Origin of the sequence: Halovulum dunhuangense (assembly GCF_013093415.1) — a bacterium.
Classification (GTDB): domain Bacteria; phylum Pseudomonadota; class Alphaproteobacteria; order Rhodobacterales; family Rhodobacteraceae; genus Halovulum; species Halovulum dunhuangense.
Genome location: NZ_JABFBC010000001.1, coordinates 1,104,664 through 1,129,584 on the forward strand (window position 1 = coordinate 1,104,664; position 24,921 = coordinate 1,129,584).

The window sequence follows — 24,921 nt, forward strand, 5'->3', positions numbered from 1 at the left end:
TCATACGCTGACCTGTTCGCGCAGGATGGAGACGGTGATGGAGGCCATGATGTAGATCCCGAAAAAGACGATGAAGGCGAGCACGGTGTTTTCCAGCTTGCGCGGATAGGTCGCCTCGACCGGGGCCACCGGCGCGACGCCCAGCGACAGGTATCGCACCTGGCGCGCGGCTTCCAGCCTTGCCGTCTCCATCGCGGCCACGCTTTCCTGGAGGATGATGTAGCGTGTCTCCAGCGCGCTTTCCGCCATCCGCAACTCGGCGCTGATCCGTGCAAGCGAGACCGTGCTGTCCGAGGCCTGCGTCAGCTGCCCGCGCAACTCGGCGATGCGGGCGTCGAGCCGCGCGATTTCCGAGCGCAGCACATCCACGCGGGTCTGGTTGGGCTGTGGGTTGTTCAGCATCTCGGACAGCGACAGGCGGCGGTTCTCTGCCTCCATTTCCAGGTTGTTGATGATCGACATCTGCGAGTTCAGCTCGACATCGGCGCTGAAGACGCCGCGCTGCTCCTGGAGGTTCAGCACCCGCTGCTCGGCCCGCTCGAGATCGAGTTCCGCCTCGCGGTAGCGGTCCTCGGCGACGCGCAACTGGTCGCCGCGCGCCTCCTGCGTCAGGCCGTCCACACGCTCTTCGGCGTAGCCGATCAGCGCTTCGGCGAACCGCTGGGAGGCTTCGGGCGTGGCGCCGATCACCGCCATCCTGATCACGCCCTCGGTCGGATCGTAGCCGATGGTCACCTTGTCGAGATAGTAGTCGTAGGCCGCATCGAGCGACGCATCCGGGGCGAGCCGCTGGATGCCGTCGATCGCGGGGTCCTGGAAATGCGCGATGTAGCCGTGCTCGGCGTCAAGCCTTCGAAACGCCTCGCGCGAGGACAGGTAGCCCTGCACCACCACGCTGTCCTGCGATGTGGCAAAGCCGGTACCGGCAAGGATCCCGCCAATTCCGCCCGCGGCGCCGGCGGGACTTTCGGCGGTCTGGATCACGAATTCCGACTCGGTCTCGAACATCGGCGTGGCGACGTTGAAGTAATAGTAGCCCACCAGCGCCGTGGGCAGCAGGACGAACACGATCAGCCGAAGCGCCAGACCCAGAAGGCGTCTGCGGCGCCGGCGCACCAGCCCGCGCCGGATCTTGCGGATCTCGGCCTCGCGCTCTGCCTCGGTCGCGGGCTGGTAGCCGGCCAGGTCGCGGCCCGGCTCCAGCATGACCGGCGCCTGCATGACCGAGCTTCCGGGCCCATCGTCGCCGTCCGACTTGCCCCGGCGATCCACGGTCCGCGCACCCGCGCCGGCAGCCAGCCCAAGCATGCTGGGACCGCGGCCGCCGAACACGTTTATGCCTTTCGCGGCGCAGATGTAGAGCGCGTGATCGCCGTTGGAGGCATCGATCCCCATGGCGGCGCATTCGCGGATCGCGCGGCGCCGGTGCTTGGTCAGGATGGTGCGGCCCTTGGGGTCGGCATATTCGGGCAGGGTCGCCGGATCCGCCTCGAGCAGTTCCGCAAGGCTCATGTCCCTGGGGTGACGGGGCGCGCCCTGGGGTCGGTCGTCAGGCATGCGGCTCCAATCGGCTTGGCGTGAATTCACGCAGCATAATCATACATCTCTTTCGCCTCGCGGAGGCTGTCGAACATGTTCAGCCGGCCGTTTCGCAACACGGCCGCTCGGGTGCAATACCGCTCCAGGATGCGGGGCGAATGCGACACGATCACGACCGTGGAACGGCGCAGCCGCTCGTCCAGGATCGCGCCCGCCTTGCGGTTGAAGGCGGCGTCCATCGTCGAGGGCAGGCCCTCGTCGATCAGGTAGATGTCGAACTCCAGGCTCAGCATCAGCGCGAACATGTACCGGGACTTCATGCCCTGGCTGTAGGTGCGCATCGGCATCTGGAAGTATTCCCTGATGTCCACCAGGTAGCGCACGAAAGCCTCGACATGGTCGGGGTCCAGCCCGTAGAGCCGCGCGATGTAGCGCGCATTCTCCTGTCCGGTCTGGCCGGCGTTCACGCCGCTGACCACGCCCAGCGGAAACGAGATCTTGGAACTGCGGATGATCTTGCCCTCGTCTGCCTTTTCCAGCCCCGCCATCATGTTGATGATCGTCGTCTTGCCGGTCCCGTTGGGGGCAAGGATCCCCGTGCTCTGACCAAGCGGAATGCTGAAGCTGGCGCGGTCAAGGATCACCTTGCGCGTCTTCCCGGTCCAGAAGGATTTGCTGACGTTCCTGAATTCGATCATCTCGTCGCGTCCGTTCGCCCGTCCTCGGGCGCGGGATCGGCCCTTTCGCAGGGATCCGGCGTCACGGCCAGCCGCCGGGCCGACTATAACTGCGGGGATCGGGCTAAAGAAAGGCATAACTTGCCGCGCACACGCCTGGCGGCCGCGCCTTGTCGCTTGAAACCGGGGCAGAGGGCGGTATCACGGGGGCATGCGCGATATTGTGCGGCTCACCGAAATGATATCCGATTGCCGGCTGTGCGCCGACCGCTTTGCCGCGACCGCCACCGGGCATGCGCCGCGGCCCGTTCCGTGGCTGTCGGCAGAGGCGCCCATCCTCGTGGCCGGGCAGGCACCCGGCATGAAGGTGCACCAGCGCGGGCGACCCTTCGACGACCCGTCAGGCGACAGGCTGCGGGACTGGATGGGCATTGACGAGGCGGTGTTCTACGATCGGGCGCGGGTCGCGGTGTTGCCGATGGCCTTCTGCTTTCCCGGATATGATGCGCGGGGATCGGATCTTCCGCCGCCGCCGGTCTGCGCCCGGACATGGCGCGACAGGGCGCTTGCGACCATGCCGCAGGTGCGGCTGACGCTTCTTGTCGGGGGTCATGCGCAGCGGTGGCACCTGGGGCGGATGCCCGTGACCGAACGTGTGCGGCACTGGCGCGACAGCGTGCCCACAGTGCTGCCCTTGCCCCATCCGAGCTGGCGGAATACGGCATGGCTCAAACGCAACCCCTGGTTCGAGGAAGAGGTGGTGCCATGGCTGAGATCACGGGTGGCGGAACTGCTTTCGCCCTAGAGACGGCGCTCGACCGCGCCCATGACCGGATGATCCGCGCCGGGGAAACCGAGGATGCGCGCCGCGCCTTCTTCGCCACGCTCGCGGCAACCGGGCTGGTGCTGGTGCTGGAGGAGGAGCCCGCGCGCGGAAGCGACCGCGTGAAGCCGCTCATCCTCGAGACGGGGGACGGACCGCTCGCGCTCGCCTTCGATACCGAGGCGCGGATGGCGGCCTTTCTCGAGGGTGGCGCGCCGATGGCGGTGATCGAGGGGCGGGATCTGGGCGCGCTCCTGTCGGCAGCCGGCCTCGGCCTTGCACTCAACATCGAGGTGGCGCCCTCGGCCATCATCCTGCCGGTCGACGCGATGGACTGGATCGCCGGCATCGCCCCCGCCGCGGCCGAGGTGAATGCCGGGCGCATCGCGGGGCTCAGGGCGCCCGTCGGCGCGGCGCAGACCCTTCTCGATGCGCTGGCGGGGCAGCTTGCGGCGCTGGCCGGGCATGCCGAAGAGGCGTTTCTCGTGCAGGCCGCCTATGCCGACGGCAGCGAGGCGCTTCTGCTGGCGCTGACCGGCGTCGCCCCCGGTGCCCGGGACGAGGTGTCGCGCAGCATCGCCGCGGCGCTTGCGCTTGCGGGGCTTTCGGAGGGCGTGCTCGACCTGGCCTTCCCCGATGGCGGCGATCCGCTGCTGGGGCGGTTGCGCGAAACCGGCTTCAGCCTGTCGATCCCCACGCCCCGGCGACTGCCCGGTGCGGCACCGGGGGGCGACCCGGCCAAGCCGCCGCGCCTGATCTGAGGCGGCTCAATACCCCCGAGCCCGGTCCACGAGGTGCAGGAAGGGCCGCCCCGCCTCACCGCGCGCGATGTTCTCGGCGATCGCCTCGGCCGCCGTCTGCGGCCGTGTGGCCGAGGCGATATGCGGCGTCACCGTGACCCGCGGATGCGCCCAGTAGGGATGTTCGGGCGGCAACGGCTCCGTCGCGAAGACATCCAGCGTCGCATGGCCGATCCGGCCCCGATCCAGCGCGTCCAGCAGGTCTGCGTCGACGATCAGCGGCCCGCGCCCCGGGTTGATCACCACCGCGCCCTCGGGCAGCAGCGCCAGGCGTTCGGCATTCAGCAGGCCCCGGGTGTCTTCGGTCAGCGGCAGCAGCAGGACCATGATCTGCGCGCGGCGCAGCGTCTCTGCCAGCCCGTCCGCGCCGTGGCGGCAGTCGATCTGCGCGGCGGATTTCGGTGTCCGGCTCCATCCGGTCACCGGAAATCCCAACCCGGCCAGCGCCTGCCCGGCGGCCGCCCCCAACGCGCCAAGGCCGAGGATCCCCACCGGCCGCTCGCCCGCAAGCGGCGGGACCGCCTTGTCGCGCCAGATGCCGTCCTGGTGCAGGATATGCGTGTCCAGCCCCAGATGATGGCGCAGCACATGGCCCGTGACCCATTCGGTCATCCCCTGCCTGAGCCCGCTGTCCACCATCCGGCACAAGGGCTGGGTCAGCGTCGGGTCGCCGACGATGCGTTCCACCCCGGCCCAGAGACTGAGCACGGCCTTCGCCGCCGTGAACGGGCCGAAATCCTTCAGCGGGCCACTGGGGGCGTAGACGATGTAGTCCACCGCAGCAGGGTCGGGGGCGGTGTCCGACAGCGCGATCTCCAGGCCGCGCGCGGCGCAGGCGCTGCGCAGAAGCGGCGCATAGACGGGCCAGTCGCGGTCGTCGCCTGCGAAGAGAACCCTGACGCTCATGGTTCAGCGCGGCCTGTGGACATGGGCGCTTTGCAGCAATCCGAAGGCCGCCATCAGCACCAGCATGGCCGAGCCGCCATAGGACACCAGCGGCAGCGGTACGCCGACCACCGGGATCAGGCCCATCACCATCGCCATGTTGACAGAGAAGTAGAAGAAGAAGGTGGCCCCCACCCCCGCGGTCAGAAGCGCGCCGAACCGGTCCCGGTTCCGCAGCGCCGAGGTCATGGCAAAGACCACCACCAGCGTGAACATGATCAGAAGCGATGCGGAACCCACGAAGCCGAATTCCTCGGCAAGGGTGGTGAATATGAAATCGGTGTGCTTCTCGGGCAGGAAATTCAGCCGCGCCTGCGTTCCTTCCATGAAGCCGCGCCCCGACAGCCCGCCGGAGCCAAGCGCGATCTTCGACTGGGTGATGTGATAGCCCGCGCCGAGCGGGTCGGTGGAGGGGTCGAGAAAGGTCTCGATCCGGCGGTACTGGTAGTCCTTCAGCAGCTGCCAGCTTGTCCCACGGCTCTGCATGACCAGCGTGACCAACCCCGCGCCCAGCCCGATCGCCGCGCCGAAATACCACAGGCTGACGCCCGCAAGGAACATCACCACGCCGCCCCCGGCCGCCAGCAGGATCGCGGTCCCGAGGTCCGGCTGGGTAAGCACCAGGGCCACGGGCGCCAGGATCAGCAGAAGCGGGATGATCAGCCATTGCGGGCGCGAGACCTTGTCCGGGTCGAGCCAGTCGTAATAGAGCGCCAGCATCATCACGAGCGCGATCTTCATCAGCTCGGACGGCTGGAGCTGGATGAAACCCAGGTCGATCCAGCGCTGGGCGCCCATCCCGACCTCGCCGAAGAACTCGACCAGCACCAGCAGGATCAGGCTGCCGCCATAGGCCAGCGGCGCCATCGCGCGCCAGAACCGGATATGGATCATCGCGATGATCAGCATCACGACCGCGCCCGCGGCGAAGCGCACCATCTGGCGCGATGCCCAGGGATCGAACGAGCCGTTCGCCACCGAGTAGAGCATCAGGAAACCGGTCGATGCGATGGCGCAGAGCAGCAGGATGATCGCCCAGTTCAGGTGCAGGATCTTGGCGGCGCCGGTGGGCAGCTGCCGGTGGGACTGGTCAAGAAACGTCATGCGCGGCCCGTCTGCGTCGGTGCGGCGGGCGCTTCGGGCGCCGGTTCCTCGGCGCGGCGGCGCTCGATCTCCTGGCGCTCGTCGGGCGGATAGGCCGCAAGCGGCGGCACCGGGCCATAGAGCGTGCGCATCAGGATATCCCGCGCGATCGGGGCCGCCACGGCGGACCCGCCGCCGCCATGCTCGACCACGGTCGCGACCGCATAGCGCGGGTTGTCAAACGGCGCATAGCACACGAACAGCGCGTGGTCGCGGCGGTTCCACGGCAGATCCTCGTTGCGAAACACGCCGCGCGCGCGTTCCTCCGGGGTGATGATCCGGACCTGGCTGGTTCCGGTCTTGCCGGCCATCTCGACCTCGGGGTCGGCGATGCGCGAACGGTAGGCCGTGCCGCGCCGGTCGTTCACCACCGCGTGCATGCCGACACGGACCTGTTCCAGCGCCGCGCGCGGGATGCCCAGGTCCGGCGCCCCGGGGATGGGCTCGGGCACGCCATTGCGGGCGCGGATCAGGCGCGGCTCCACCGCCCGCCCGGTGGCAAGGCGCGCCGTCATCACCGCCAGCTGCAGCGGAGAGGCCAGCATGAAGCCCTGGCCGATGCCCACGTTGATCGTGTCGCCGACCAGCCACGCCTCGTTGTAGCGCCGCTGCTTCCACTCGCGCGTGGGCGTCAGCCCCTCGCTGATCGCGGGCAGGGGCAGGTCGTGGCGCACGCCCACCCCCAGCCGGTTCGCCATCTGCGTGATCGCGTCAACGCCCACGCGGCGCGCCACGTCGTAGTAATAGACGTCGCAGGATTGTTTCAGGCTGTCGCGCAGGTTCATGTGCCCATGGCCGCCCGAGCGCCAGCAATGGAAGCGGCGGTCGCCAAGCTGGTAATGACCGGGGCAGTAGACCGTCTCGTCCGGCGTCACGAGACCGGCCTCGATCGCGGCCAGCGCCACCACCATCTTGAAGGTGGAGCCGGGAGGATAGGCCCCCGACACCGCCTTGTTCGACAGCGGCCGGTAGGGATCGTTCAGCAACGTGTTCCAGTTGTCGAAGGAGATCCCGAAAACGAAGGCGTTGGGGTCGAAGCTGGGGGCCGAGGCAGAGGCGAGGATCTCGCCGCTGTTCACGTCCATGACCACGCTGGCCGCGCTCTGGCCGTCCATGCGCCTGAGGGCATATTCCTGGATGCCGCCGTCGATGGTCAGGTGCAGATCCTGCCCCGGCACCCCCTCGCGCCGGTCAAGCTCGCGCATCACGCGGCCAAGCGCGTTCACCTCGATCTGGCTGGCACCGGCGCTGCCGCGCAGCTCTCCTTCCAGCCGCACCTCGATCCCGGTCTTTCCGATCTGGAAATCCGGGATCTGCAGCAGCGGATCCGGGCTTTCCTGCGCCGCAAGGTCGCGCTCGGACACGGGCCCCACATAGCCCACCAGATGCGCCGACGCGGTCCCCTTCGGATAGTGGCGGGTCAGCCCGACCTCCGGTAGCACGCCCGGCAGGGCCGGCGCGTTCGAGGCCACGCGCGAGATTTCCTCCCAGCTCAGATGCTCGGTCACGGTCACCGGCACGAAGGCGGATCGCTGCCGGATCTCGCGCAGCACCCGCTCGCGCCGGTCCTCGGGCAGCGGGATGAGCCGCGCGAGACGGTCCAGCACCGCCTCCACGTCGCCGGCCTGCTCGCGGATCATGACCACGCGGTAGTTCTGCCGGTTCTCGGCCAGCGGCACGCCGTTGCGGTCGAAGATCAGGCCGCGGCCCGGGGCGAGCAGTCGGATGTTCATCCGGTTCTCTTCGGCCAGCATGCGGTACCTGTCCGCTTCCTCGACCTGAAGCTGACGCACCCGGTAGCCCAGCCCCGCGATCAGCGAAAGCTGCGCGCCCAGCAGCAGCAGTCCGCGGCGTGTCATGCGGCCCTGGGTGGGGTTCCTGGACGACATCGGCTTCATGCGACGCGCCCCAGGCGACGCGACCGCTCGGCCGGCTTCGGCGCGCGCACGCGCAGCACCCAGTGAAGGAAGGCCGCCATCAGCGGATAGGCCAGGACAGTCGACAGCCAGAGCCGGAAGCCCAGCCCGCCGGTTTCCACATCGATCAGCGCAAGCCGCAGCACGAGCCCGTGAAGCGCAAGCGCCACCGCAAGGATCCCGGCAAAGGTCGCCCATTCGATCGCGAAGGGCCGGTCATAGAGCGCCTCGCGCCGAAGCCGCAGCACCTCGAGCACCAGCAGGCTCGTCAACGCCCACAGCCCGACGGCCCGGTCCAGCACCAGGTCGCCCAGCAGCAACGCTGCGGCCAGCAGCGGCAAGGGCAGGTTTTCCGGCTCCCGCAGGCTCCATGCCGCGGCAAGGACCAGCAGAAGCTCGGGCAGCACCGTGCTTTCGGCCGCGATTTCCAGCGGCAGAAGCTGGACATGGATGGCAACCAGCGCCAGCGCCGTGAACAGCAGCGCGCGGGGCAGGGAGAAGGGGCGCGCGATCATTGTGTCACCGCCTCCCCGGCCTGTTCCTGGGCCATCGGGGGCAGGGGCGGGCCGATCAGATCCCCGGTGCCGGGGATCACCTCGCCCGGCGACTGCCGCAGCACGCGGATGAACTCGAGGCGGTTGTACTCGGCCGCAAGGCGCGTGCGCAGCCGCCCCTCGGGGTCAAGCGCGATCGAGCCGACCAGCAGGTCGGACGGGAACACGCCCCCATCGCCCGATGTCACCACCCGGTCGCCGGGGCGCACATCTTCGGGGTTGTCGATGAATTCCAGGCGCGGCGCGTTCGTGTTGTCCCCGGTCAGAAGCGCGCGCTGGCCCGAGGGGCGTATCACGACCGGGACGCGGCTGTTGATGTCGGTCAGCAGGACCACCCGCGCGGTGCGTTCACCGACCCCCGAGATGCGGCCGACCAGCCCCAGGCCGTCCACCGTTGCCGATCCGTCCGCCACCCCGTCGATGCGGCCGATATTGAGCAGCACCGACTGCCGGAAGGGCGACCCGCTGTCGGTCAGCACCTCGCCGGTGATGAAGCTGATGCGCGGGCTCAGGCGCACGTTGTTGAGCGCCCTGAGGCGCGCGTTGGTTTCCTCAAGCTGAAGCGCCGCCTCGCGCCAGCCCTGCATGCTTTGCAACTCGCGCCGCAATTCGCGGTTCTGCTCGTAGACCCGGTCAAGCTCGCGGAAATCGGCAACCATCCGGGTAAAGGCAGTGACCGGCACCAAGGTCCATTCGAAACTGGGCACCAGGCGGTCGATGATCGCCATACGCAGCTGTTCGACGCGCGGGCTTTCGATGCGCCACAGGACGAAGAGAGCCAGGAACACAAGACAGATCGCCGCCAGCATCACGCGGCGCAGGCTGCGCCACATCGCTGTCGCGTCGTCCCTTCTCGCGCTCACGCCGATCCGCTCCCTGCCTGGTCCGCTGTGCTTCGCGACCGCCCGCCATGCGGCCGCCGGCGGGGATTCTGCCCGCCGTCAGTTTCCGAAGTCTATCACATGTGCGAGTTGCTGTTCGTATTCCAGCGTCTTGCCGGTGCCGAGCGCCACGCAATTCATCGTCTCGTCGGCGATCGAGATGGCCAGCCCCGTCTGTTCGCGCAGCGCAAGGTCCAGATCCCCCAGAAGCGCGCCGCCGCCGGTCAGCATGACGCCACGGTCCACGATGTCGGCCGCCAGATCCGGCGGCGTCGACTCGAGCGCCGTCATCACCGCCTCGCAGATCTGCTGCACCGGCTCCGCCACCGCTTCGGCCACCTGTGCCTGCGTCACCTCGGTTTCCTTGGGCACGCCGTTCAGCAGGTCGCGACCGCGGATCTCCATCACCGCGCCGCGCCCGTCCTCGGGCATCCGCGCCGACCCGATCGAGGTCTTGATCCGCTCGGCCGTGGCATCGCCCACCAGCAAGTTATGCTGCCGGCGCAGGTAGTTGATGATTGCCTCGTCCATCCGGTCGCCGCCCACGCGGACAGAGCGCGCGTAGACGATGTCCGCCAGCGACAGCACGGCCACTTCCGTGGTGCCGCCACCGATATCGACGACCATGTTGCCGGTCGGATCGGTGATCGGCATGCCCGCGCCGATGGCGGCCGCGATTGGCTCGGCGATCAGCCCTGCCTTGCGGGCCCCCGCCGACAGGACGGATTCGCGGATCGCGCGCTTTTCCACCGGGGTCGCGCCATGGGGCACGCAGACGATGATCTTCGGCTTGGCCCAGCTGCCGCCCTTGTGCACCTTGCGGATGAAATGCTTGATCATCTCTTCCGCGACATCGAAATCGGCGATCACTCCGTCGCGCATCGGTCGGATCGCCTGGATCGAGCCGGGGGTGCGGCCCAGCATCAGCTTGGCATCCTCGCCCACGGCAAGAACCTGCTTCTTGCCGTCCTTGATGTGATAGGCGACGACCGAGGGCTCGTTCAGGACGATACCCTTGCCCTTGACGTAGACCAGGGTGTTCGCCGTCCCGAGGTCGATCGCCATGTCAGACGAGAAAAGCCCAGATATAGCCCCAAACATACTGCTTCCGCCTGAGAGTTGTTGTTGTCCGAACCGGGGGTGCTGGCGGGACCCGATGGTTCCGGATTTACCCGCTTATAAGACCAGCGCCCGCAAGGCGTAAAGGGCTGCGGCCCGGCCCGTTGCCGCAATGCGGCAAATTTCGGGCGGGAACAGCAAGAACCCGCCGGCAGGGCTGCTGCCGGCGGGGTTTCGGCGTGCGCGGTTTCCCGCTCAGGCGCTGGCCGCGTCCATCTGCGCGTGAGTCGTCTTCTCCCGCCGCAGGATCAGCCGGTTCAGCGCCGCGACATAGGCCTTGGCGGATGCCACGACCGTATCCGTGTCCGACGCCTGGGCCGAGGCGATCTTGCCGTTCTCGGACAGCCGCACCGAAACGGTCGCCTGCGCGTCCGTTCCTTCCGTCACGGCATGCACCTGGTACAGCTCCAGCGTTGCGCCGCCGTGCGGCACCAGCGCCTTGATCGCGTTGAAGGTCGCGTCGATCGGCCCGTCGCCCTGGGTCGTGGCCTGCCGGTCCTGCCCGTCGATGGTCAGGATCAGGTCGGCCGATTGCGGCGCCTCGGTGCCGCAGATCACGCGCAGGAACTTCACCCGGATATGCTCGTTGCCCGAGTCCGACGCGCTGTCGGCCATCATCGCGATCAGGTCGTCGTCATAGACCTCCTTCTTGCGGTCGGCCAGCGCCTTGAACCGCACGAACACGTCCTTCAGCTGGTTGTCGCCCAGCTCGAACCCCAGGTCCTTCAGCTTGGCGCGCAGCGCCGCGCGGCCCGAATGCTTGCCCAGCACCAGGTTGGTGGTGGTCAGGCCGATATCCTCGGGACGCATGATCTCGAAGGTGGCGGCGTTCTTCAGCACGCCGTCCTGGTGGATGCCACTCTCGTGCAGGAAGGCGTTCTTGCCGACGATCGCCTTGTTGTACTGCACCTGAAAGCCCGAGACGGCGGCGACCCTGCGGCTGATCTGCATGATCTTCGTGGTGTCGATGTCCGTGCGATAGGGCATGATGTCGTTGCGCACCCGCATCGCCATCACGACCTCTTCCAGCGCGGTGTTGCCCGCCCGCTCGCCCAGCCCGTTGATCGTGCACTCGATCTGCCGCGCGCCCGCCTCGACCGCGGCCAGGCTGTTGGCGGTCGCCATGCCCAGGTCGTTGTGGCAGTGGGTGGCAAAGATCACCTCGTCCGCGCCTGGCACCCGTTCCAGCAGCATCGCGATCAGGTCGGCGCTTTCGCGCGGCGCGGTGTAGCCCACGGTGTCGGGAATGTTGATCGTCGTGGCGCCCGCCTTGATCGCGATTTCCACCACCCGGCACAAATAGTCATGCTCGGTCCGGGTCGCGTCCATGGGCGACCACTGGATGTTGTCGCACAGGTTGCGCGCATGGCTCACGGTCTGGTGGATGCGCTCGGCCATCTCGTCCTGGCTGAGCTTGGTGATGTCGCGATGCAGCGGCGAGGTGCCGATGAATGTGTGGATGCGCGGCCGCTTCGCGTGGCGCACGGCGTCCCAGGCGCGGTCGATATCCGCGAAATTCGCCCGCGCCAGCCCGCAGATCACGGAGATCTTCGCCTGCGCGGCGATCTTGCTCACCGCCTCGAAATCGCCGTCCGAGGCGATCGGGAAGCCCGCCTCGATGATGTCGACGCCCATCTCGTCGAGCATCTCGGCGATTTCCAGCTTCTCGCTCAGGGTCATGGTGGCGCCCGGCGACTGCTCGCCGTCGCGCAGGGTGGTATCGAAGATCAGGACGCGGTCCTGTTCGGAGTTCTGTGTCATCTGGAATGTCCTCAGGCCTTTTCGGGGTGGTGCGGCGCGAAGCGGATACCTCTGAGCGCGCGCGCCGTTATCCCGGCACGCTCAGAGGCGGCTAAGGAGAAGAAGCGCCGAGGCCAGCGGCCCCCGAATGATGTTCGCCTGTGCGTTCATGGGGCGGACCATACTCCGCCGGTTCCGCAAGGGAAAGCCGAAATTTCGACCTATGCCAGCCCCAGTTCGGTATCCGATGCGATGCGGTCGTACTTGTCCCGGGGCGGCATCGGGCGGTTCCGCCAGTCCGGCTCGAAGGCAAAGCTCGATACCTGCCGCCCCTCGGGCAGGGCGCCGTTCCCCGAACCCACGGCGTAGTCGTAGTACAGCTTCACGATCTGCTCGAAACCGACCTGCTGCGCCGCCGGGTGTTCCAGACAGGCGTCGCGCCACCGCCGGACGCGGGCGTAGTCGGGCGTCTCGGGCAGCGTGAAACCCTCGTAGTAGTCGAGAAACCAGAACCGCATCATCAGCGAGGTATAGACCAGCTCGGCCATCCCGTAGCTGTCGAACAGGAACAGCCCGCCGGGATTGCGGTCTTCCAGGAAGTCGTTCAGCCAGCGGTATTCCGACAGCAGCGCGTCGCGCAGGCCGTCTGTGCGGGCGCGGTCGCGGTTCATCACCATGCGGTAGCCGGCCACGCCGAACGGCCCCTCGCGGGTGATCATCAACCGCTCGACCGCACGCTCGTAGGGATCGGTCCGCGCAATCGGCGGGCTCGGGAAAAGCGCCTCGATATATTCAAGAATGACGATGCTTTCCTTCAGGATGCCGCCCGCGGGCGTCTCCAGCACCGGCAGCGCCGTCGTGCCCCGGGTCTTTTCCAGCAGCCAGTCCGGGCGCGGCACCGTGATGTCTATGACCCGGAACTCCACCGCGTCGCGCAGGCCCTTCAGTTCCAGCAGGATCTCGATGCGCTGCGAAAACGGGCAGACGGGGATGTGATAGATGATCGGACGGGTCACGATGCTCTCCTTTCTGCCCACACCTAACGAGATGCACGCAACGGGGAAAGGGCTTTACGGCTCGCGCCTGCGGACTAGCTCCGCGCCCATGAAGATCACACCCGACCCCAATCTCCGCATCCTTCTGATCGGTGCCTCCGGCGGCATCGGCGCAGCTATGGCGGACGCCTTGCAGGGCACGCGCCTGGCAACGCTCAGCCGCTCCGCCGACGGGCTCGACGTCACCGACGAGGCGTCGGTCGCCGCTGCAGCCGCGCGGCTGGAGGGGCCTTTCGACCTGATCTTCGACGCGACCGGCGCGCTCGAGATCGGTGGCCACGGTCCCGAGAAGGCGCTTGCGCAGATCGACCCGCAGGCGATGGCCGCCCAGTTCGCGCTGAACGCCATCGGCCCCGCGCTGCTGCTCAAGCATTTCGGCCCCCATCTGCGGCGCGAGGGCAGGGCGGTCTTCGCCACGCTCTCGGCGCGCGTCGGCTCCATCGGGGACAACCGGCTGGGCGGCTGGATCAGCTACCGCGCGGCCAAGGCGGCGCTGAACCAGATCGTGCGCACCGCCGCGATAGAACTCGCGCGCCGCAACCGCGAAACCATCGTCGTTGCGCTGCACCCCGGCACCGTGCAGACCGACCTGACCCGCAAGTATCTGGGCCGCCACCCCGCCGTCACGCCGGAAGAGGCCGCGCAGAACCTGCTCAAGGTGCTCGCAGGCCTCACGCCCGCGCAGAATGGCGGCTTCTTCGACTACGCCGGCAAGGATATCCCGTGGTAGCCCCCCGCCTCGTGCTCGTTCTGGGCGACCAGCTCTCGCCGGGACTCTCTGCACTGCGCGCCGCCGACAAGGCGCACGACGTGGTGGTCATGGCCGAGGTGCGGGCAGAGGCGGGCTATGTCCGCCACCACCGCAAGAAGATCGCCTTCCTGTTCGCGGCCATGCGCCATTTCGCCGAAACCCTGCGGGCCGAGGGCTGGCGCGTCGCCTATGGCCGCTATGACGACCCGGAAACCGCCGGCTCGATCCCCGCCGAACTGGTGCGCAGGGCGGCCGAATACGGCGTGGAAACCGCCATCGCCACCGAATGCGGCGAATGGCGGCTGCGGGCTGCGCTGGCCGAGTGCCCGGTCCCGGTCGAGGTGCAGGCCGACGACCGCTTCCTCTGCCCGCGCGAGGATTTCGCCGCCTGGGCCAGGGGCCGCAAGCAGCTGCGGATGGAATATTTCTACCGCGACATGCGCCGCCGCACCGGCCTTCTGATGGAGGGGGACGACCCCGCCGGCGGGCAGTGGAACTACGACCACGACAACCGCAAGCCCGCCGACCGCGATCTCTTCATGCCGGCGCCGCCCCGCTTCGAGCCGGACGCCATCACCGAGGAGGTGCTGGACGTGGTGGAAAAGCACTTCCCCGACCATCCCGGCGATCTGCGGCCCTTCTGGTTCGCGGTGACGCCCGACCAGGCCCAGGCGGCGGCCGATGCCTTTTTCCGGGCGGCCCTGCCGCATTTCGGCGACTACCAGGACGCGATGCTGCGAGGCGAGAAGTTCCTCTATCACTCGGTTCTGTCGGCCTATCTGAACGCGGGCCTGCTCGACCCGCTCGACCTATGCCGCCGGGCGGAAGCCGAATGGCGCGCCGGCCGCGCGCCGCTCAACGCGGTCGAGGGGTATGTCCGCCAGATCCTTGGCTGGCGCGAATATGTGCGCGGCATCTACGACCTCGAGGGGCCGGATTACGTCAGCCGGAACCACCTGGACGCCCGCCGCGACCTGCCCGCCTTTTACTGGAACCCCGATGCCACCGACATGGCCTGCGTGAAGGCCGCCGTCGCCCAGACGATGGAAGAGGCCTATGCCCACCACATCCAGCGCCTGATGGTCACCGGCACTTTTGCCCTGATCGCGGGCGTGGACCCGCACCAGCTGCACGAATGGTATCTTGCCGTCTATGCCGACGCCTATGAATGGGTCGAGGCGCCGAACGTGATCGGCATGAGCCAGTTCGCCGATGGCGGGCTCCTGGGCTCGAAGCCCTACGCCGCCTCGGGCGCCTATGTGGACCGGATGTCGGATCACTGCGCGACCTGCGCCTATTTGGTCAAGGTCAAGCGCGGCAAGGGGGCCTGTCCCTTCAATCCGCTCTACTGGGATTTCCTGAACCGCAACCGCGAGAAACTCGCCCGCAACCCCCGGATGGCGCAGATGTACCGCACCTGGGATCGCATGTCGGACGAGAACCGGGCCGGAACGCTCGACAGCGCCGCCGACATCCTTGCCCGGCTGGACCGCGGCGCGCGGGTCTAGGCCGCCTCGTCCATCACGTCGCCCAGCTGGTCGATCGGGATACCGCGCTTCTCGGCGCTTTCGCGGACGGCGGCGCGCAGCGCGGGGCTGCGGCGCAGCAGCTTGAGAAAGCGCTGTTCGTCCAGCTTCAGAAGCGTGCAGGGCGTGATCGCGCGCACGCTGGTGCGGCGCGGCCTGTGGGTCAGGATACCCATCTGGCCGAACATCTCGCCCCGGCCCAGCCGCCAGGTCTGGCCCGCCGTTTCCAGCTCCACCGCGCCGGAGGCGATGAAATAGACCGACCGCGCCTGAACCGACTTGCTGAGTATCGCCTCGCCGGCCGAGACGTATCTTGTGACCAGCCCCCGGCGCAGCTGGCGCAGGACGCCTTCCTCCAGGTCCGAGAACAGCGGCAGCTGGCGCACCAGCTCGTCGCGATGCACGGCAATGTCCAGCTTCGGGCGCGCCTCTTCGGCGGCGCGCATGGCAGCCAGCTTGCGCAGCAGCGCACCGTGCAGTTCAGACCCGATCAGCCCGTCGGCGCGCAGCTGGTCGTATTCGCGTTCCTCCAGCCGCAGGGCGGTCCGGCGGATCAGCCGGCGCTCCAGCTCTTCGGCATAGCCGGGGAATTGCAGCCGCATCCCGTCGAGCCCCTGCTCGACCAGTTCCTCGCGCCGCTCCAGCAATTCGTGCAGCAGTTCCGCCACGCGCCGGCCATGGATGCGCAGGATGCGCTTTTCGATGAAGTCGTGCAGATCCTTCAGCAGCAGCCGCTGGGTCACAAGGATCTCGAACCGGTCGGCGGTCAGCCGCGACAGCGGCCCGCCGATGCGCAGCCGGTTGTGCAGGAAGGCGGCGGCGCGGATCGCGCGGCCATAGGCCAGGATCTGGCGCGTCGCCCGCTGGTAGCCGACACGGCCCCCGGTGCGCGCGCCCTCGATCACGCGGTCGGCTTCCGATAGCGCGCGGTCGGCGACCCGGGCGGAAACCGAACGGTCGTGGAACAGCTCCAGCACCATGTCGCGCTCGGCCCCGGCCAGCGCGATCAGCCCCAGCGTGATGCGGTCGCGGTCGAGGATCTGGGTGCTGTCCTCGGCTGCCTTCACGGCCGCGTCCAGCCGCGCCGCGAAGCGCTTTGCCTCCGACCGGACCGTCTCGCGCGCAAGGCCGTATTGTTCGGTCGTGCTGGCCACGTCCTCGCGCACGGTCTGAAGCGCCACGGCGATGACCTGGTTCGACAGCGCGGTGTCCATCGCCGACAGCCGGTCCAGCCCCAGCCGGCGGATCACCCAGCGCAGCGTGCCGCCCTGAACGATCAGGGTGAACAGCGTGAAGCCGGTCGCCAGCACGCCGACCTGCTGCTTGATCTCGATGGGGACCAGCCGGCTTTCGGTCACCGCCAGCGCCAGCGCCAGCGTGACCGCGCCGCGCAGCCCGCCCCACAGGATTGCCACCCGGTAGCGCCGTTCGATCACCGGCGACAGCCGCGCGGCCTGCAACAGCGGCAACAGCCCGAACAGGATCACCGCCCGCGCCAGGACCGCGGCCAGCGTCACGACACCGACCTGGACGAACTCTCGCAGCGTGATCCCGTCCAGAAGACGCGGGATCAGCAGCGCCGCCAGCACGAAGATCAGCGCCCCGGCCCAATGGGCCAGCAGGTCCCAGATCTCGCGCAGGTTGGTCCAGGTCGTCGGCGTCAGGCGCCCCGGTCCGGCAAGATTCAGCGTCAGCCCCGCCGACACCACCGCGATCACGCCAGAGGCGCCGGCGACCTGCTCGGACAGGATGAAGGCGAGATAGGGCAGCGCGACCGACACCGATGCCTGCGCCAGGATCGCGCGGTCCAGCATCTCCATCAGCCAGATGCCGATGCGTGCGACCAGCCAGCCCACCAGCGCCCCCCCCAGCAGCAGCAGCGGAAAGCGCGCCGCGGCCTCGGTCAGCGAGGGGTTGGGAACGCCCGCCATGACGAAGCCCATGAACAGGCCGAACAGCGCGATGGCGGCGGCGTCGTTCAGCAGGCTCTCGCCCTCGATGATCCTGGACAGCCGGCGCGGCGCCGAGATCGATCGGAAGATGCCCACCACCGCCGAGGGATCCGTGGTCGAGACGATCGCCCCCACCAGCAGGCAGGCCGCCAGCGGTAACGCGCTCGCCCAGTGCAGGGCGTAGCCGATGGTCAGGGTCGCGACCAGCACCGCCACGATCGCAAGGACCAGGATCGGCACCCAGTCGTCCAGCATCCGCCGCAGGTTCATCCCCAGCGTGGCCTGGAAAAGCAGTGTCGGCAGAAAGACATAGAGAAAGACGTTGGACCGGATCGGCAGGTTCAGGATCGCTTCGGCCACCGGGTTCAGGGCGTCGGTCAGTTCGGTGCGCAGGAAGAACGCCGCGCCAGAGCCGATCAGGATGCCCAGCACCGCAAGGATCACGCTGTAGGGCAGGCGCAGCCGCGTGGCCAGCGGCTCTGCAAGGCCGATGACCAGAAACAGCGACGCGATGATCGCGGTGATGACGACGATGTCCATGCCGAAAGTCTATAAGCCTTCGGACAGCTTGCGGTAAATCCGTGCAAGCGTGTCGAATTACAGAGTTTTCACAACCGGCGGGTTCTTGCGCGGCGCATCGCGGTGCCGGATGCGCGCGGAAATGAACGGTCGTTCACCTCTGGTCGTGCGCAATGCGCCATGCGCTGCGATCGTCCGGATGCGAAAAGGCCCCGTAACCGGGGCCTTTCGGATCCTGCATCAAGAAGGATGGAAGCCCCCTCAGTTGCCCTGGGCTTCGGTTGCCGGTGCCGAACCCGAATCTTCGGCCGCCGCCGCGGCCGCCTCTTCCTCGGTCGCCTGTTCGCCGCGCGCCCAGTAGCCGTCATAGACCTCGCCCGAGGCATAGACCATCCGGCCCCGGCCCTGGCGCTGGCCCTTGGCGAAGAAGCCCTCGTAGCGGTCGCCGTTGGGATAGGTGGCGACACCCTCGCCGTCGATCTCTCCGGCCTTCCAGCCGCCGCTGTAGGTGAAACCGTCGGTCATGGTGATCGTGCCCTGGCCCTCGCGCTGGCCCGCCACGAAGCCGCCGATATAGATCGTGCCGTCGGAATAGGTGGCCGTGCCCTCGCCCTGGCGCAGGCCATCGACCCATTGGCCGGTATAGGTGAACCCGTCCTCGTAGGTCATCGTTCCCATGCCGTGGTTGCGCGCGTTGCGGAACTCGCCGTCATAGACCATGCCGTTGCTGTAGCGGGCGATGCCCTTGCCCTCGATCGTGCCGTTGGCCCACTCGCCTTCGTAGGATGACCCGTCGGCATAGGTGATCGTCCCGGTGCCGTGGGCCACGTCGTCCGCGAACTGGCCGACATAGACCGACCCGTCCGGATAGGTCGCCGTGCCTTCGCCCTCGATCCGGCCCTCGACCCACTGGCCCTCGTAGCGGTAGCCGTCCGCGCCGGTGAACGTCCCCGTCCCGTGGCGCTGGTCGTTCAGGAACTCCCCTTCATAGACATCGCCCGAGGCATAGGTCGCGACCCCCTCGCCATGGCGCTGGCCGTTCATGAGCGCCCCCTCGTAGCGGTCGCCATTCGCCTGCACCAGCACGCCGGTGCCGTTGATCTGGCCGCCCTGCCACTCGCCGGTATAGGTCAGCCCGTCGGGCATCACCAGCGTGCCCGTCCCCTCGCGCACGCCCTGCGCGATGTCGCCCTCGTAGGTGGCGCCGTCGGGATAGGTGATCTTGCCCTTGCCGTGCTTGATCCCGTCCAGCCAGCCCCCCTCGTAGCGGTACCCGTTGGGAGAGGTCATGACCCCCTCGCCGTCATGCACGGCGTCGGTGAAGGTACCCTCGTAGGTCACGCCGTTGGCATAGACCGCGATGCCGGTGCCGTTGATCTTGCCGCCGACCCACTCGCCCTCGTAGGTGCCGCCATCGGCAAACACGATCCGGCCCCTGCCTTCGGGCGAGCCGTTCACGAACTGCCCGGTATAGACCGATCCGTTGGGAAAGCGCGCCGTGCCCTCGCCCTCGATCCGGCCCTCGACCCACTGGCCGTCGTATTCATAGCCGTTGGGCAACACATAGGTGCCCTGGCCGTGCTGCTTGCCGTCCTTGAACTCGCCGGTGTAGACGCCGCCGGTCTCGTACTGCTTGGTCTGGATTTCGCCGTCCTGCGACAGCGCGGCGGACGAGGCCAGCAGGCTTGCGGTCAGCGTGACGGCCTTCAACATGTTCTTCAACGCTCTGATCCTCACCTTCGCCGGGCCAGCCGTTTCACTGCGTCCCGCAAGTCCGGGTCGGCGGCAGCCCCTTCGCCCCGATGTTAGGGTATCGGGCTTTCCGCTGACAACGGCTTTTGGCTTTTGAATGTGTCCATCCCGTGGCGGGATGCGTTCCCTTGTGCGGCAGCATATGCGCTTGCGGCTCCGGCCTTATGGGATATGTGGTGGCCAAGGCAGACATGAGGGGCGCGCGACATGGCCGACAGGTATCGCATCACGCTGGCACAGCTGAATCCGACGGTGGGCGACCTGCGGGGCAATGCCGAAAAGGTGATCGCCGCGCATGACCGGGCGCGCGAGGCCGGGTCCGACCTGCTGGCGCTGCCCGAGATGTTCATTACCGGCTACCAGACGCAGGATCTGGTGATGAAGCCCGCCTTCGTGCGCGACGTGGCGCGCGTGCTGGCCGACCTTGCCGCCCGCTGCGCCGACGGACCCGACATCGCCATCGGCGGCCCGCTGATGGAGGGGGGCAAGCTCTACAACGCCTATTTCATCCTGCGGGACGGCCGCGTCGACGGGGCGGCGCGCAAGCATCGCCTGCCCAACACCGACGTGTTCGACGAGATGCGGCTCTACACCCCGGGGCCGATCTCGGGGCCCTTCGGCATGGGGCCGCTGCGATTGGGCACGCCCATCTGCGAGGACAGCTGGCACCCGGACGTGGCCGAGACGATGGCCGAAAGCGGCGCCGACCTGCTGCTGGTGCCCAATGGCTCGCCCTATGCGCGCGAGAAGATCGACGAGCGCATGGGCCGCATGGTCGCCCGCGTGATCGAGAACGACCTGCCGCTGATCTATCTCAACATGGTGGGCGGACAGGACGACCAGGTGTTCGACGGCGGCTCCTTCGTGCTGAACCGGGGCGGGAAGCTCGCCGTGATGCTGCCCGTGTTCGACGAGGCCGTCGTCCATGTCGATTTCGAACACCGGCCCGAGGGCTGGGTCGCGCTGGACGGCCTGCGCGAGGTGCATCCCCCGCTGATCGAGCAGGATTACCGCCTGATGGTCGAGGCGACGCGCGACTACCTGCGCAAGTCGGGCTTCTCCAGGGTGCTGCTCGGCCTGTCGGGGGGCGTGGACAGCGCGCTGGTCGCGGCCATCGCCGCCGACGCGATCGGGCCCGCCAACGTGCGCTGCGTGATGCTGCCATCGGACTACACCTCCGGGCACTCGCTCGAGGATGCGGCGGCGGTGGCGCGGGCGTTGGGCTGCCCGCTCGACACAGTGCCGATCACGCCGGCCTTTGCGGCCGTCCAGCAGACGCTCGCGCCGCTGTTCGAGGGGAAGCCTGCGGACCTGACCGAGGAGAACATGCAGTCCCGCCTGCGCGGGCTGATGCTGATGGCGCTGTCGAACAAGTTCGGCGAGATGCTGCTGACCACCGGCAACAAGTCCGAGGTGGCGGTCGGATATGCCACGATCTATGGCGACATGGCGGGCGGCTACAACCCGATCAAGGATCTCTACAAGACCCGCGTCTTTGCCACCTGCCGCTGGCGCAACGAGAACCACCGCCCCTGGATGCTGGCCCCCGAAGGCGTGGTGATCCCGCCGCGCGTGATCGAAAAGCCCCCCTCGGCCGAACTGCGCCCCGACCAGAAGGACGAGGACAGCCTGCCCCCCTACGAGGTGCTCGACGCCATTCTCGAACTGCTGGTGGATCGCGACGCCTCGGTCGCCGATTGCGTGGACGCGGGCTTCGATCGCGCTACCGTCAAGCAGGTGGAACGGCTGATCTATCTCTCGGAATACAAGCGTTTCCAGGCGGCCCCCGGCGCGCGCCTGACGGGTCGCGCCTTCTGGCTGGACCGCCGATATCCGATCGTCAACCGGTGGCGCGATGACGGCTGAGAACCACGCCACCGCCCGCATCCGCGAGGTGCCGCTTGGCGTGCAGTTCTTCACCTTCTTCGTGCTCAGCCAGGCGCTGAAATACTTCGCGCTGATGTCCCCGGTCCCGGCCGAAGGGATCAGCGTCCGCAATCTCGGCCTGATCGCGCTGTGCTTCCTGCCCTTCGCGGTGGCGCGGATCCCCTTCCTGATGCCCTTCCTTCCCGGCGTGGCGCTGCGCGACGACGCGCAGGTGGCGCTTCACCGCGGCGGGCTCGTCTATACCTTCGACGGGGTGAAGCGGCCGCTCTTCGTGGAATGGCCCGATCTCGAACGGATCGAGCGCACGCGCTTCGGCCTGATCCTGACCGTGCGCCACCGCGCGAACGTGACCGAAGGAATGCCGAAATACCAGGCGGAGTTCTGGCGCGCCAAGATCCGCCGCCCGATCCGCCTGATCCATGCCGACCGCTTCACGCCGCAAGCCGGCCTGGTCCGCTGCCTGTCCGAGGCCCGGCGCGCGGGCGTGGACGTGCGCGGATTCGAACCTGCGTCCCGTCACTCCCACCAGGGGTCGATGGCGGCGATATCCTCGTCCGACCAGCCGAAGTGATGCGCCAGCTCGTGGACCAGCACATGGCCCACCAGCTGCCCCAGCCCCACATCGCCGCGATCCGCCCATTCGTCCAGGATCGGGCGGCGGAACAGCCACACCGTGTCGGGCCCCTGCGGCGTGTCCATCACCGATTTCTGCGTCAGCGGGATGCCGTCGTAAAGCCCGGTCAGCTCGTAGGGGCTCTCGATCCCCAACTCGTCCAGCATCTCGTCCTCGGGCCAGTCGGCGATGCGCAGCGCGACCGCGCGCGCGGCGCCGCGGAACGGTTCGGGCAGCGCCTCCAGCGCGGCCACGGCCATGGTCTCGATCGCCTCCAGATCCGGGGCCTTTCCGTGCGTGCCGTCCGCCATCGTCTGCTCCGTCCTTCCTGATTGGGCTTAAAACCCGTCGAAGGACAGGTTAAAGACCGCGACGAGTTCCAAGCGCAAGGCCCCAGCATGACCGTCACCCGTTTCGCCCCGTCGCCCACCGGCTACCTGCATGTCGGCAACCTGCGCACCGCGCTTTTCAACTGGCTGATCGCGCGCAAGTCGGGCGGCACCTTCATCCTGCGGATCGACGACACCGACGCCGAACGCTCGCGCGAGGAATATGCCGACGCGATCCGCCACGATCTGGAATGGCTGGGCCTGACCTGGGACCGCGAGGAACGCCAGTCGGCCCGCCTCGACCGCTATGCCCAGGCAGCCGACACGCTGCGCGCCGCGGGTCGCCTCTACGAGGCGTTCGAGACGCCGACGGAACTGGACCTCAAGCGCCGCAAGCAGCTGAACATGGGCCGCCCGCCGGTCTATGACCGCGCCGCCCTGAAGCTGACGGATGCCGAACGCGACCGCCTGCGCGCCGAACGCGGCGGTCATTGGCGCTTCCTGCTGGACCAGGAGCGGATCGAATGGGTCGACATGATCCTCGGCCCGCAGTCGATCGACGCGGCCAGCGTCTCGGACCCGGTGCTGATCCGTGCCGATGGCCAGCTGCTCTACACGCTTGCCTCCGTCACCGACGACATGGACATGGGCGTGACCCATGTGGTGCGCGGCTCGGACCACGTCACCAACACCGCGACCCAGATCCAGATCCTGCGCGCGCTGGGCGCCGAGCCGCCCGTCTTCGGGCATCATTCGCTGCTTACCGGCCCCACCGGCGAGGCGCTGTCCAAGCGGCTGGGCACCCTCAGCCTGCGCGACCTGCGCGCGGCCGGCATAGAGCCGATGGCGCTGGTGGCGCTGATGGGGCGGATCGGGTCGGGCCAGCCGGTGGAACCCGTCGAAAGCCTCGATGCGCTGGCGGCGGGGTTCGAGCTGTCGCGCTTCGGCGCCGCGCCCACCAAGTTCGACCCCGAGGATCTGCGCGCCCTGACCGCCCGCGTGATCCACGCCCGCCCCTATGCCGAGGCGGCCCCGGCGCTGGCGGCCGCCGGCGTGCCCGACGCCCTCGCCCCCGACTTCTGGGACGCGGTGCGCGAGAACCTTTCCACCCTGCACGACATCGCCGAGTGGTGGGCGCTCTGCCGCGACGGGGCCGATCCTGTGATCGCCGAAGAGGACCGCGCCTTCGTGGCCGAGGCGCTGGCCCTGCTGCCGCCCCGCCCCTGGACGGACCAGACCTGGGGCACCTGGACCAACGCCGTCAAGCAGGCCACGGGCCGCAAGGGCAGGGGCCTGTTCATGCCGCTGCGGCTGGCGCTGACGGGCCGCGCGCATGGCCCCGACATGGGCCGCCTGATGCCGCTTCTCCAGGTGGTGCGCGCCGCCTGAGCGGCGCGCCGACCCGCTCAGCCGGGCTGCTTCGTCTTGCGCAGATAGGGCAGCACCCGCTCGAAGCTGCCGAACTTCGCGGTCGCCTCGTCATCGGGCACGGCGGCGGTGATGATCACATCCTCGCCCTGCTTCCAGTTGGCCGGCGTCGCCACCTTGTGCTTCGCGGTCAGCTGGATCGAGTCGATCGCGCGCAGGATCTCGTCGAAGTTGCGCCCGGTGCTCATCGGGTAGGTCAGCGTCAGCTTCACCTTCTTGTCCGGCCCGATCACGAAGACGGTGCGCACCGTCTGGTTGTCGGCGGGCGTGCGCTTCGACGGATCGCCCGAGGCTTCCGCCGGCAGCATGTCGTAGAGCTTCGCCACCTGCATGTCCGGGTCGCCGATCATCGGATAGGCGACCGGGTTGCCGGAAATCGCCTCGATATCCGCCTTCCAGCGCAGGTGATCCTCGACCGGATCGACCGAAATGCCCAGGATCTTGGTGTTGCGCTTGGCGAAGGCGTCCATCATGCCCGCCATCACGCCCAGTTCGGTCGTGCAGACCGGGGTGAAATCCTTGGGGTGCGAGAACAGGACGACATAGCCGTCGCCGATCCAGTCATGGAACCGGATCTCGCCCTCTGTCGTCTGGGCGGTGAAATCGGGGGCAGTGTCGTTGATGCGAAGTGCCATGGGGGATGGTCCTTTCGGTTTCTGGTCGCGCTGGGGCGACAGGGAACGAGGCGCAAAGTGACGTCCCCAAGGCCCGATGGCAAGGCCGCCGGCACGGTTATTCGCCCCCCGCGCATCCCCGCCCCGAAGCCCGTCTGGAGCCGCTTGACACCGCCTTCGCGACATAGCAAAAGGCGCGCCATCGGGGCCGTAGCTCAGCTGGGAGAGCGCGTCGTTCGCAATGACGAGGTCAGGGGTTCGATCCCCCTCGGCTCCACCAAGACACCCCCAGGAACGCGGACAAATCTGACCGCTCCATCGCCCCGGGCTGGTGGAACGCCCCGGGCGCGCCCGCAAT

At 68.2% G+C, this 24,921-nt stretch carries 21 protein-coding genes and 1 tRNA gene; 8 read left to right on the top strand and 14 right to left on the bottom strand.

Annotation, left to right across the window (positions count from 1 at the left end):
- Together HMH01_RS05525 and HMH01_RS05530 are read right to left on the bottom strand one after the other, a co-directional pair.
- A complete protein-coding gene (locus tag HMH01_RS05525; RefSeq protein ID WP_171323240.1) occupies positions 1-1,557 on the bottom strand; it encodes a KpsE/RkpR family capsule polysaccharide export protein in 1,557 nt (518 codons plus the stop codon).
- A gap of 26 nt (positions 1,558-1,583) precedes the next feature.
- The gene (locus HMH01_RS05530; protein ID WP_171323242.1) at positions 1,584-2,237 is read right to left on the bottom strand and encodes an ABC transporter ATP-binding protein; all 654 of its coding nucleotides are present in this window, start codon (positions 2,235-2,237) and stop codon (positions 1,584-1,586) included.
- A gap of 190 nt (positions 2,238-2,427) precedes the next feature.
- On the opposite strand from HMH01_RS05530, the gene HMH01_RS05535 reads away from it, so the two are divergent.
- Positions 2,428-3,021: a uracil-DNA glycosylase family protein gene (locus HMH01_RS05535; RefSeq protein WP_171323244.1), complete on the top strand. Its 594-nt coding sequence runs from the start codon at positions 2,428-2,430 to the stop codon at positions 3,019-3,021.
- The gene (locus HMH01_RS05540; RefSeq protein ID WP_171323246.1) at positions 2,982-3,800 is read left to right on the top strand and encodes an SseB family protein; all 819 of its coding nucleotides are present in this window, start codon (positions 2,982-2,984) and stop codon (positions 3,798-3,800) included. Before HMH01_RS05535 ends, HMH01_RS05540 begins: the two co-directional genes overlap by 40 nt.
- Positions 3,801-3,806: 6 nt before the next feature.
- Here the strand turns inward: HMH01_RS05540 and HMH01_RS05545 are convergent, their stop codons facing one another.
- The 8 genes from HMH01_RS05545 to HMH01_RS05580 form a co-directional block, all read right to left on the bottom strand.
- Positions 3,807-4,745: a 2-hydroxyacid dehydrogenase gene (locus HMH01_RS05545; RefSeq protein WP_171323248.1), complete on the bottom strand. Its 939-nt coding sequence runs from the start codon at positions 4,743-4,745 to the stop codon at positions 3,807-3,809.
- Positions 4,746-4,748: 3 nt separating this feature from the next.
- The gene (gene rodA / locus HMH01_RS05550; RefSeq protein ID WP_171323250.1) at positions 4,749-5,888 is read right to left on the bottom strand and encodes a rod shape-determining protein RodA; all 1,140 of its coding nucleotides are present in this window, start codon (positions 5,886-5,888) and stop codon (positions 4,749-4,751) included.
- Positions 5,885-7,786: a penicillin-binding protein 2 gene (mrdA, locus tag HMH01_RS05555; RefSeq protein WP_246237281.1), complete on the bottom strand. Its 1,902-nt coding sequence runs from the start codon at positions 7,784-7,786 to the stop codon at positions 5,885-5,887. The genes rodA and mrdA overlap by 4 nt, the downstream gene beginning before the upstream one ends.
- Before the next feature lie 35 nt (positions 7,787-7,821).
- A complete protein-coding gene (locus HMH01_RS05560; protein WP_171323252.1) occupies positions 7,822-8,358 on the bottom strand; it encodes a rod shape-determining protein MreD in 537 nt (178 codons plus the stop codon).
- Positions 8,355-9,230: a rod shape-determining protein MreC gene (gene mreC / locus HMH01_RS05565; protein WP_171325242.1), complete on the bottom strand. Its 876-nt coding sequence runs from the start codon at positions 9,228-9,230 to the stop codon at positions 8,355-8,357. The genes HMH01_RS05560 and mreC overlap by 4 nt, the downstream gene beginning before the upstream one ends.
- 108 nt (positions 9,231-9,338) lie before the next feature.
- Positions 9,339-10,379, bottom strand: a complete 1,041-nt coding sequence (locus HMH01_RS05570) for a rod shape-determining protein (RefSeq protein ID WP_171323254.1) — start codon at positions 10,377-10,379, stop codon at positions 9,339-9,341.
- Between the two features lie 213 nt (positions 10,380-10,592).
- A complete protein-coding gene (locus tag HMH01_RS05575; RefSeq protein ID WP_171323256.1) occupies positions 10,593-12,158 on the bottom strand; it encodes a 2-isopropylmalate synthase in 1,566 nt (521 codons plus the stop codon).
- A 200-nt stretch (positions 12,159-12,358) separates the two neighbouring features.
- On the bottom strand, positions 12,359-13,153 hold the full coding sequence (locus HMH01_RS05580; RefSeq protein ID WP_171323258.1) for a glutathione S-transferase N-terminal domain-containing protein: 795 nt from the start codon (positions 13,151-13,153) through the stop codon (positions 12,359-12,361).
- A gap of 88 nt (positions 13,154-13,241) precedes the next feature.
- Here HMH01_RS05580 and HMH01_RS05585 point away from each other — a divergent pair, with 88 nt between their 5' ends.
- Positions 13,242-13,922, top strand: coding sequence for an SDR family NAD(P)-dependent oxidoreductase (locus HMH01_RS05585; RefSeq protein WP_171323260.1), 681 nt, complete (start codon positions 13,242-13,244; stop codon positions 13,920-13,922).
- On the top strand, positions 13,916-15,451 hold the full coding sequence (locus HMH01_RS05590) for a cryptochrome/photolyase family protein (protein WP_171323262.1): 1,536 nt from the start codon (positions 13,916-13,918) through the stop codon (positions 15,449-15,451). The genes HMH01_RS05585 and HMH01_RS05590 overlap by 7 nt, the downstream gene beginning before the upstream one ends.
- Here the strand turns inward: HMH01_RS05590 and HMH01_RS05595 are convergent.
- Together HMH01_RS05595 and HMH01_RS05600 are read right to left on the bottom strand one after the other, a co-directional pair.
- A complete protein-coding gene (locus HMH01_RS05595; protein WP_171323264.1) occupies positions 15,448-17,961 on the bottom strand; it encodes a cation:proton antiporter in 2,514 nt (837 codons plus the stop codon). The genes HMH01_RS05590 and HMH01_RS05595 overlap by 4 nt on opposite strands.
- A 240-nt stretch (positions 17,962-18,201) precedes the next feature.
- On the bottom strand, positions 18,202-19,653 hold the full coding sequence (locus HMH01_RS05600) for a 2-isopropylmalate synthase (RefSeq protein ID WP_171325244.1): 1,452 nt from the start codon (positions 19,651-19,653) through the stop codon (positions 18,202-18,204).
- A gap of 246 nt (positions 19,654-19,899) precedes the next feature.
- Between HMH01_RS05600 and HMH01_RS05605 the strand changes: the two genes are divergently transcribed.
- Positions 19,900-21,558 carry an NAD+ synthase gene (locus HMH01_RS05605; RefSeq protein ID WP_171323266.1) on the top strand — a complete coding sequence of 553 codons (1,659 nt, stop codon included), beginning with the start codon at positions 19,900-19,902 and terminating at the stop codon, positions 21,556-21,558.
- Positions 21,548-22,150 (top strand): hypothetical protein, encoded by a 603-nt coding sequence (locus HMH01_RS05610; protein WP_171323267.1) that lies wholly within the window; start codon positions 21,548-21,550, stop codon positions 22,148-22,150. The genes HMH01_RS05605 and HMH01_RS05610 overlap by 11 nt, the downstream gene beginning before the upstream one ends.
- On the opposite strand, the gene HMH01_RS05615 is transcribed toward HMH01_RS05610, so the two are convergent.
- On the bottom strand, positions 22,096-22,503 hold the full coding sequence (locus HMH01_RS05615) for a metallopeptidase family protein (RefSeq protein WP_171323268.1): 408 nt from the start codon (positions 22,501-22,503) through the stop codon (positions 22,096-22,098). The genes HMH01_RS05610 and HMH01_RS05615 overlap by 55 nt on opposite strands.
- Before the next feature lie 87 nt (positions 22,504-22,590).
- Here HMH01_RS05615 and gltX point away from each other — a divergent pair, with 87 nt between their 5' ends.
- Complete coding sequence (gene gltX, locus HMH01_RS05620) at positions 22,591-23,910, top strand: glutamate--tRNA ligase (protein ID WP_171323269.1); 1,320 nt, start codon at positions 22,591-22,593, stop codon at positions 23,908-23,910.
- A gap of 17 nt (positions 23,911-23,927) precedes the next feature.
- On the opposite strand, the gene HMH01_RS05625 is transcribed toward gltX, so the two are convergent.
- Positions 23,928-24,584, bottom strand: a complete 657-nt coding sequence (locus HMH01_RS05625) for a peroxiredoxin (protein WP_171323270.1) — start codon at positions 24,582-24,584, stop codon at positions 23,928-23,930.
- Between the two features lie 183 nt (positions 24,585-24,767).
- Here HMH01_RS05625 and HMH01_RS05630 point away from each other — a divergent pair.
- Positions 24,768-24,843, top strand: a tRNA-Ala gene (locus HMH01_RS05630).
- Positions 24,844-24,921 lie beyond the last annotated feature (78 nt).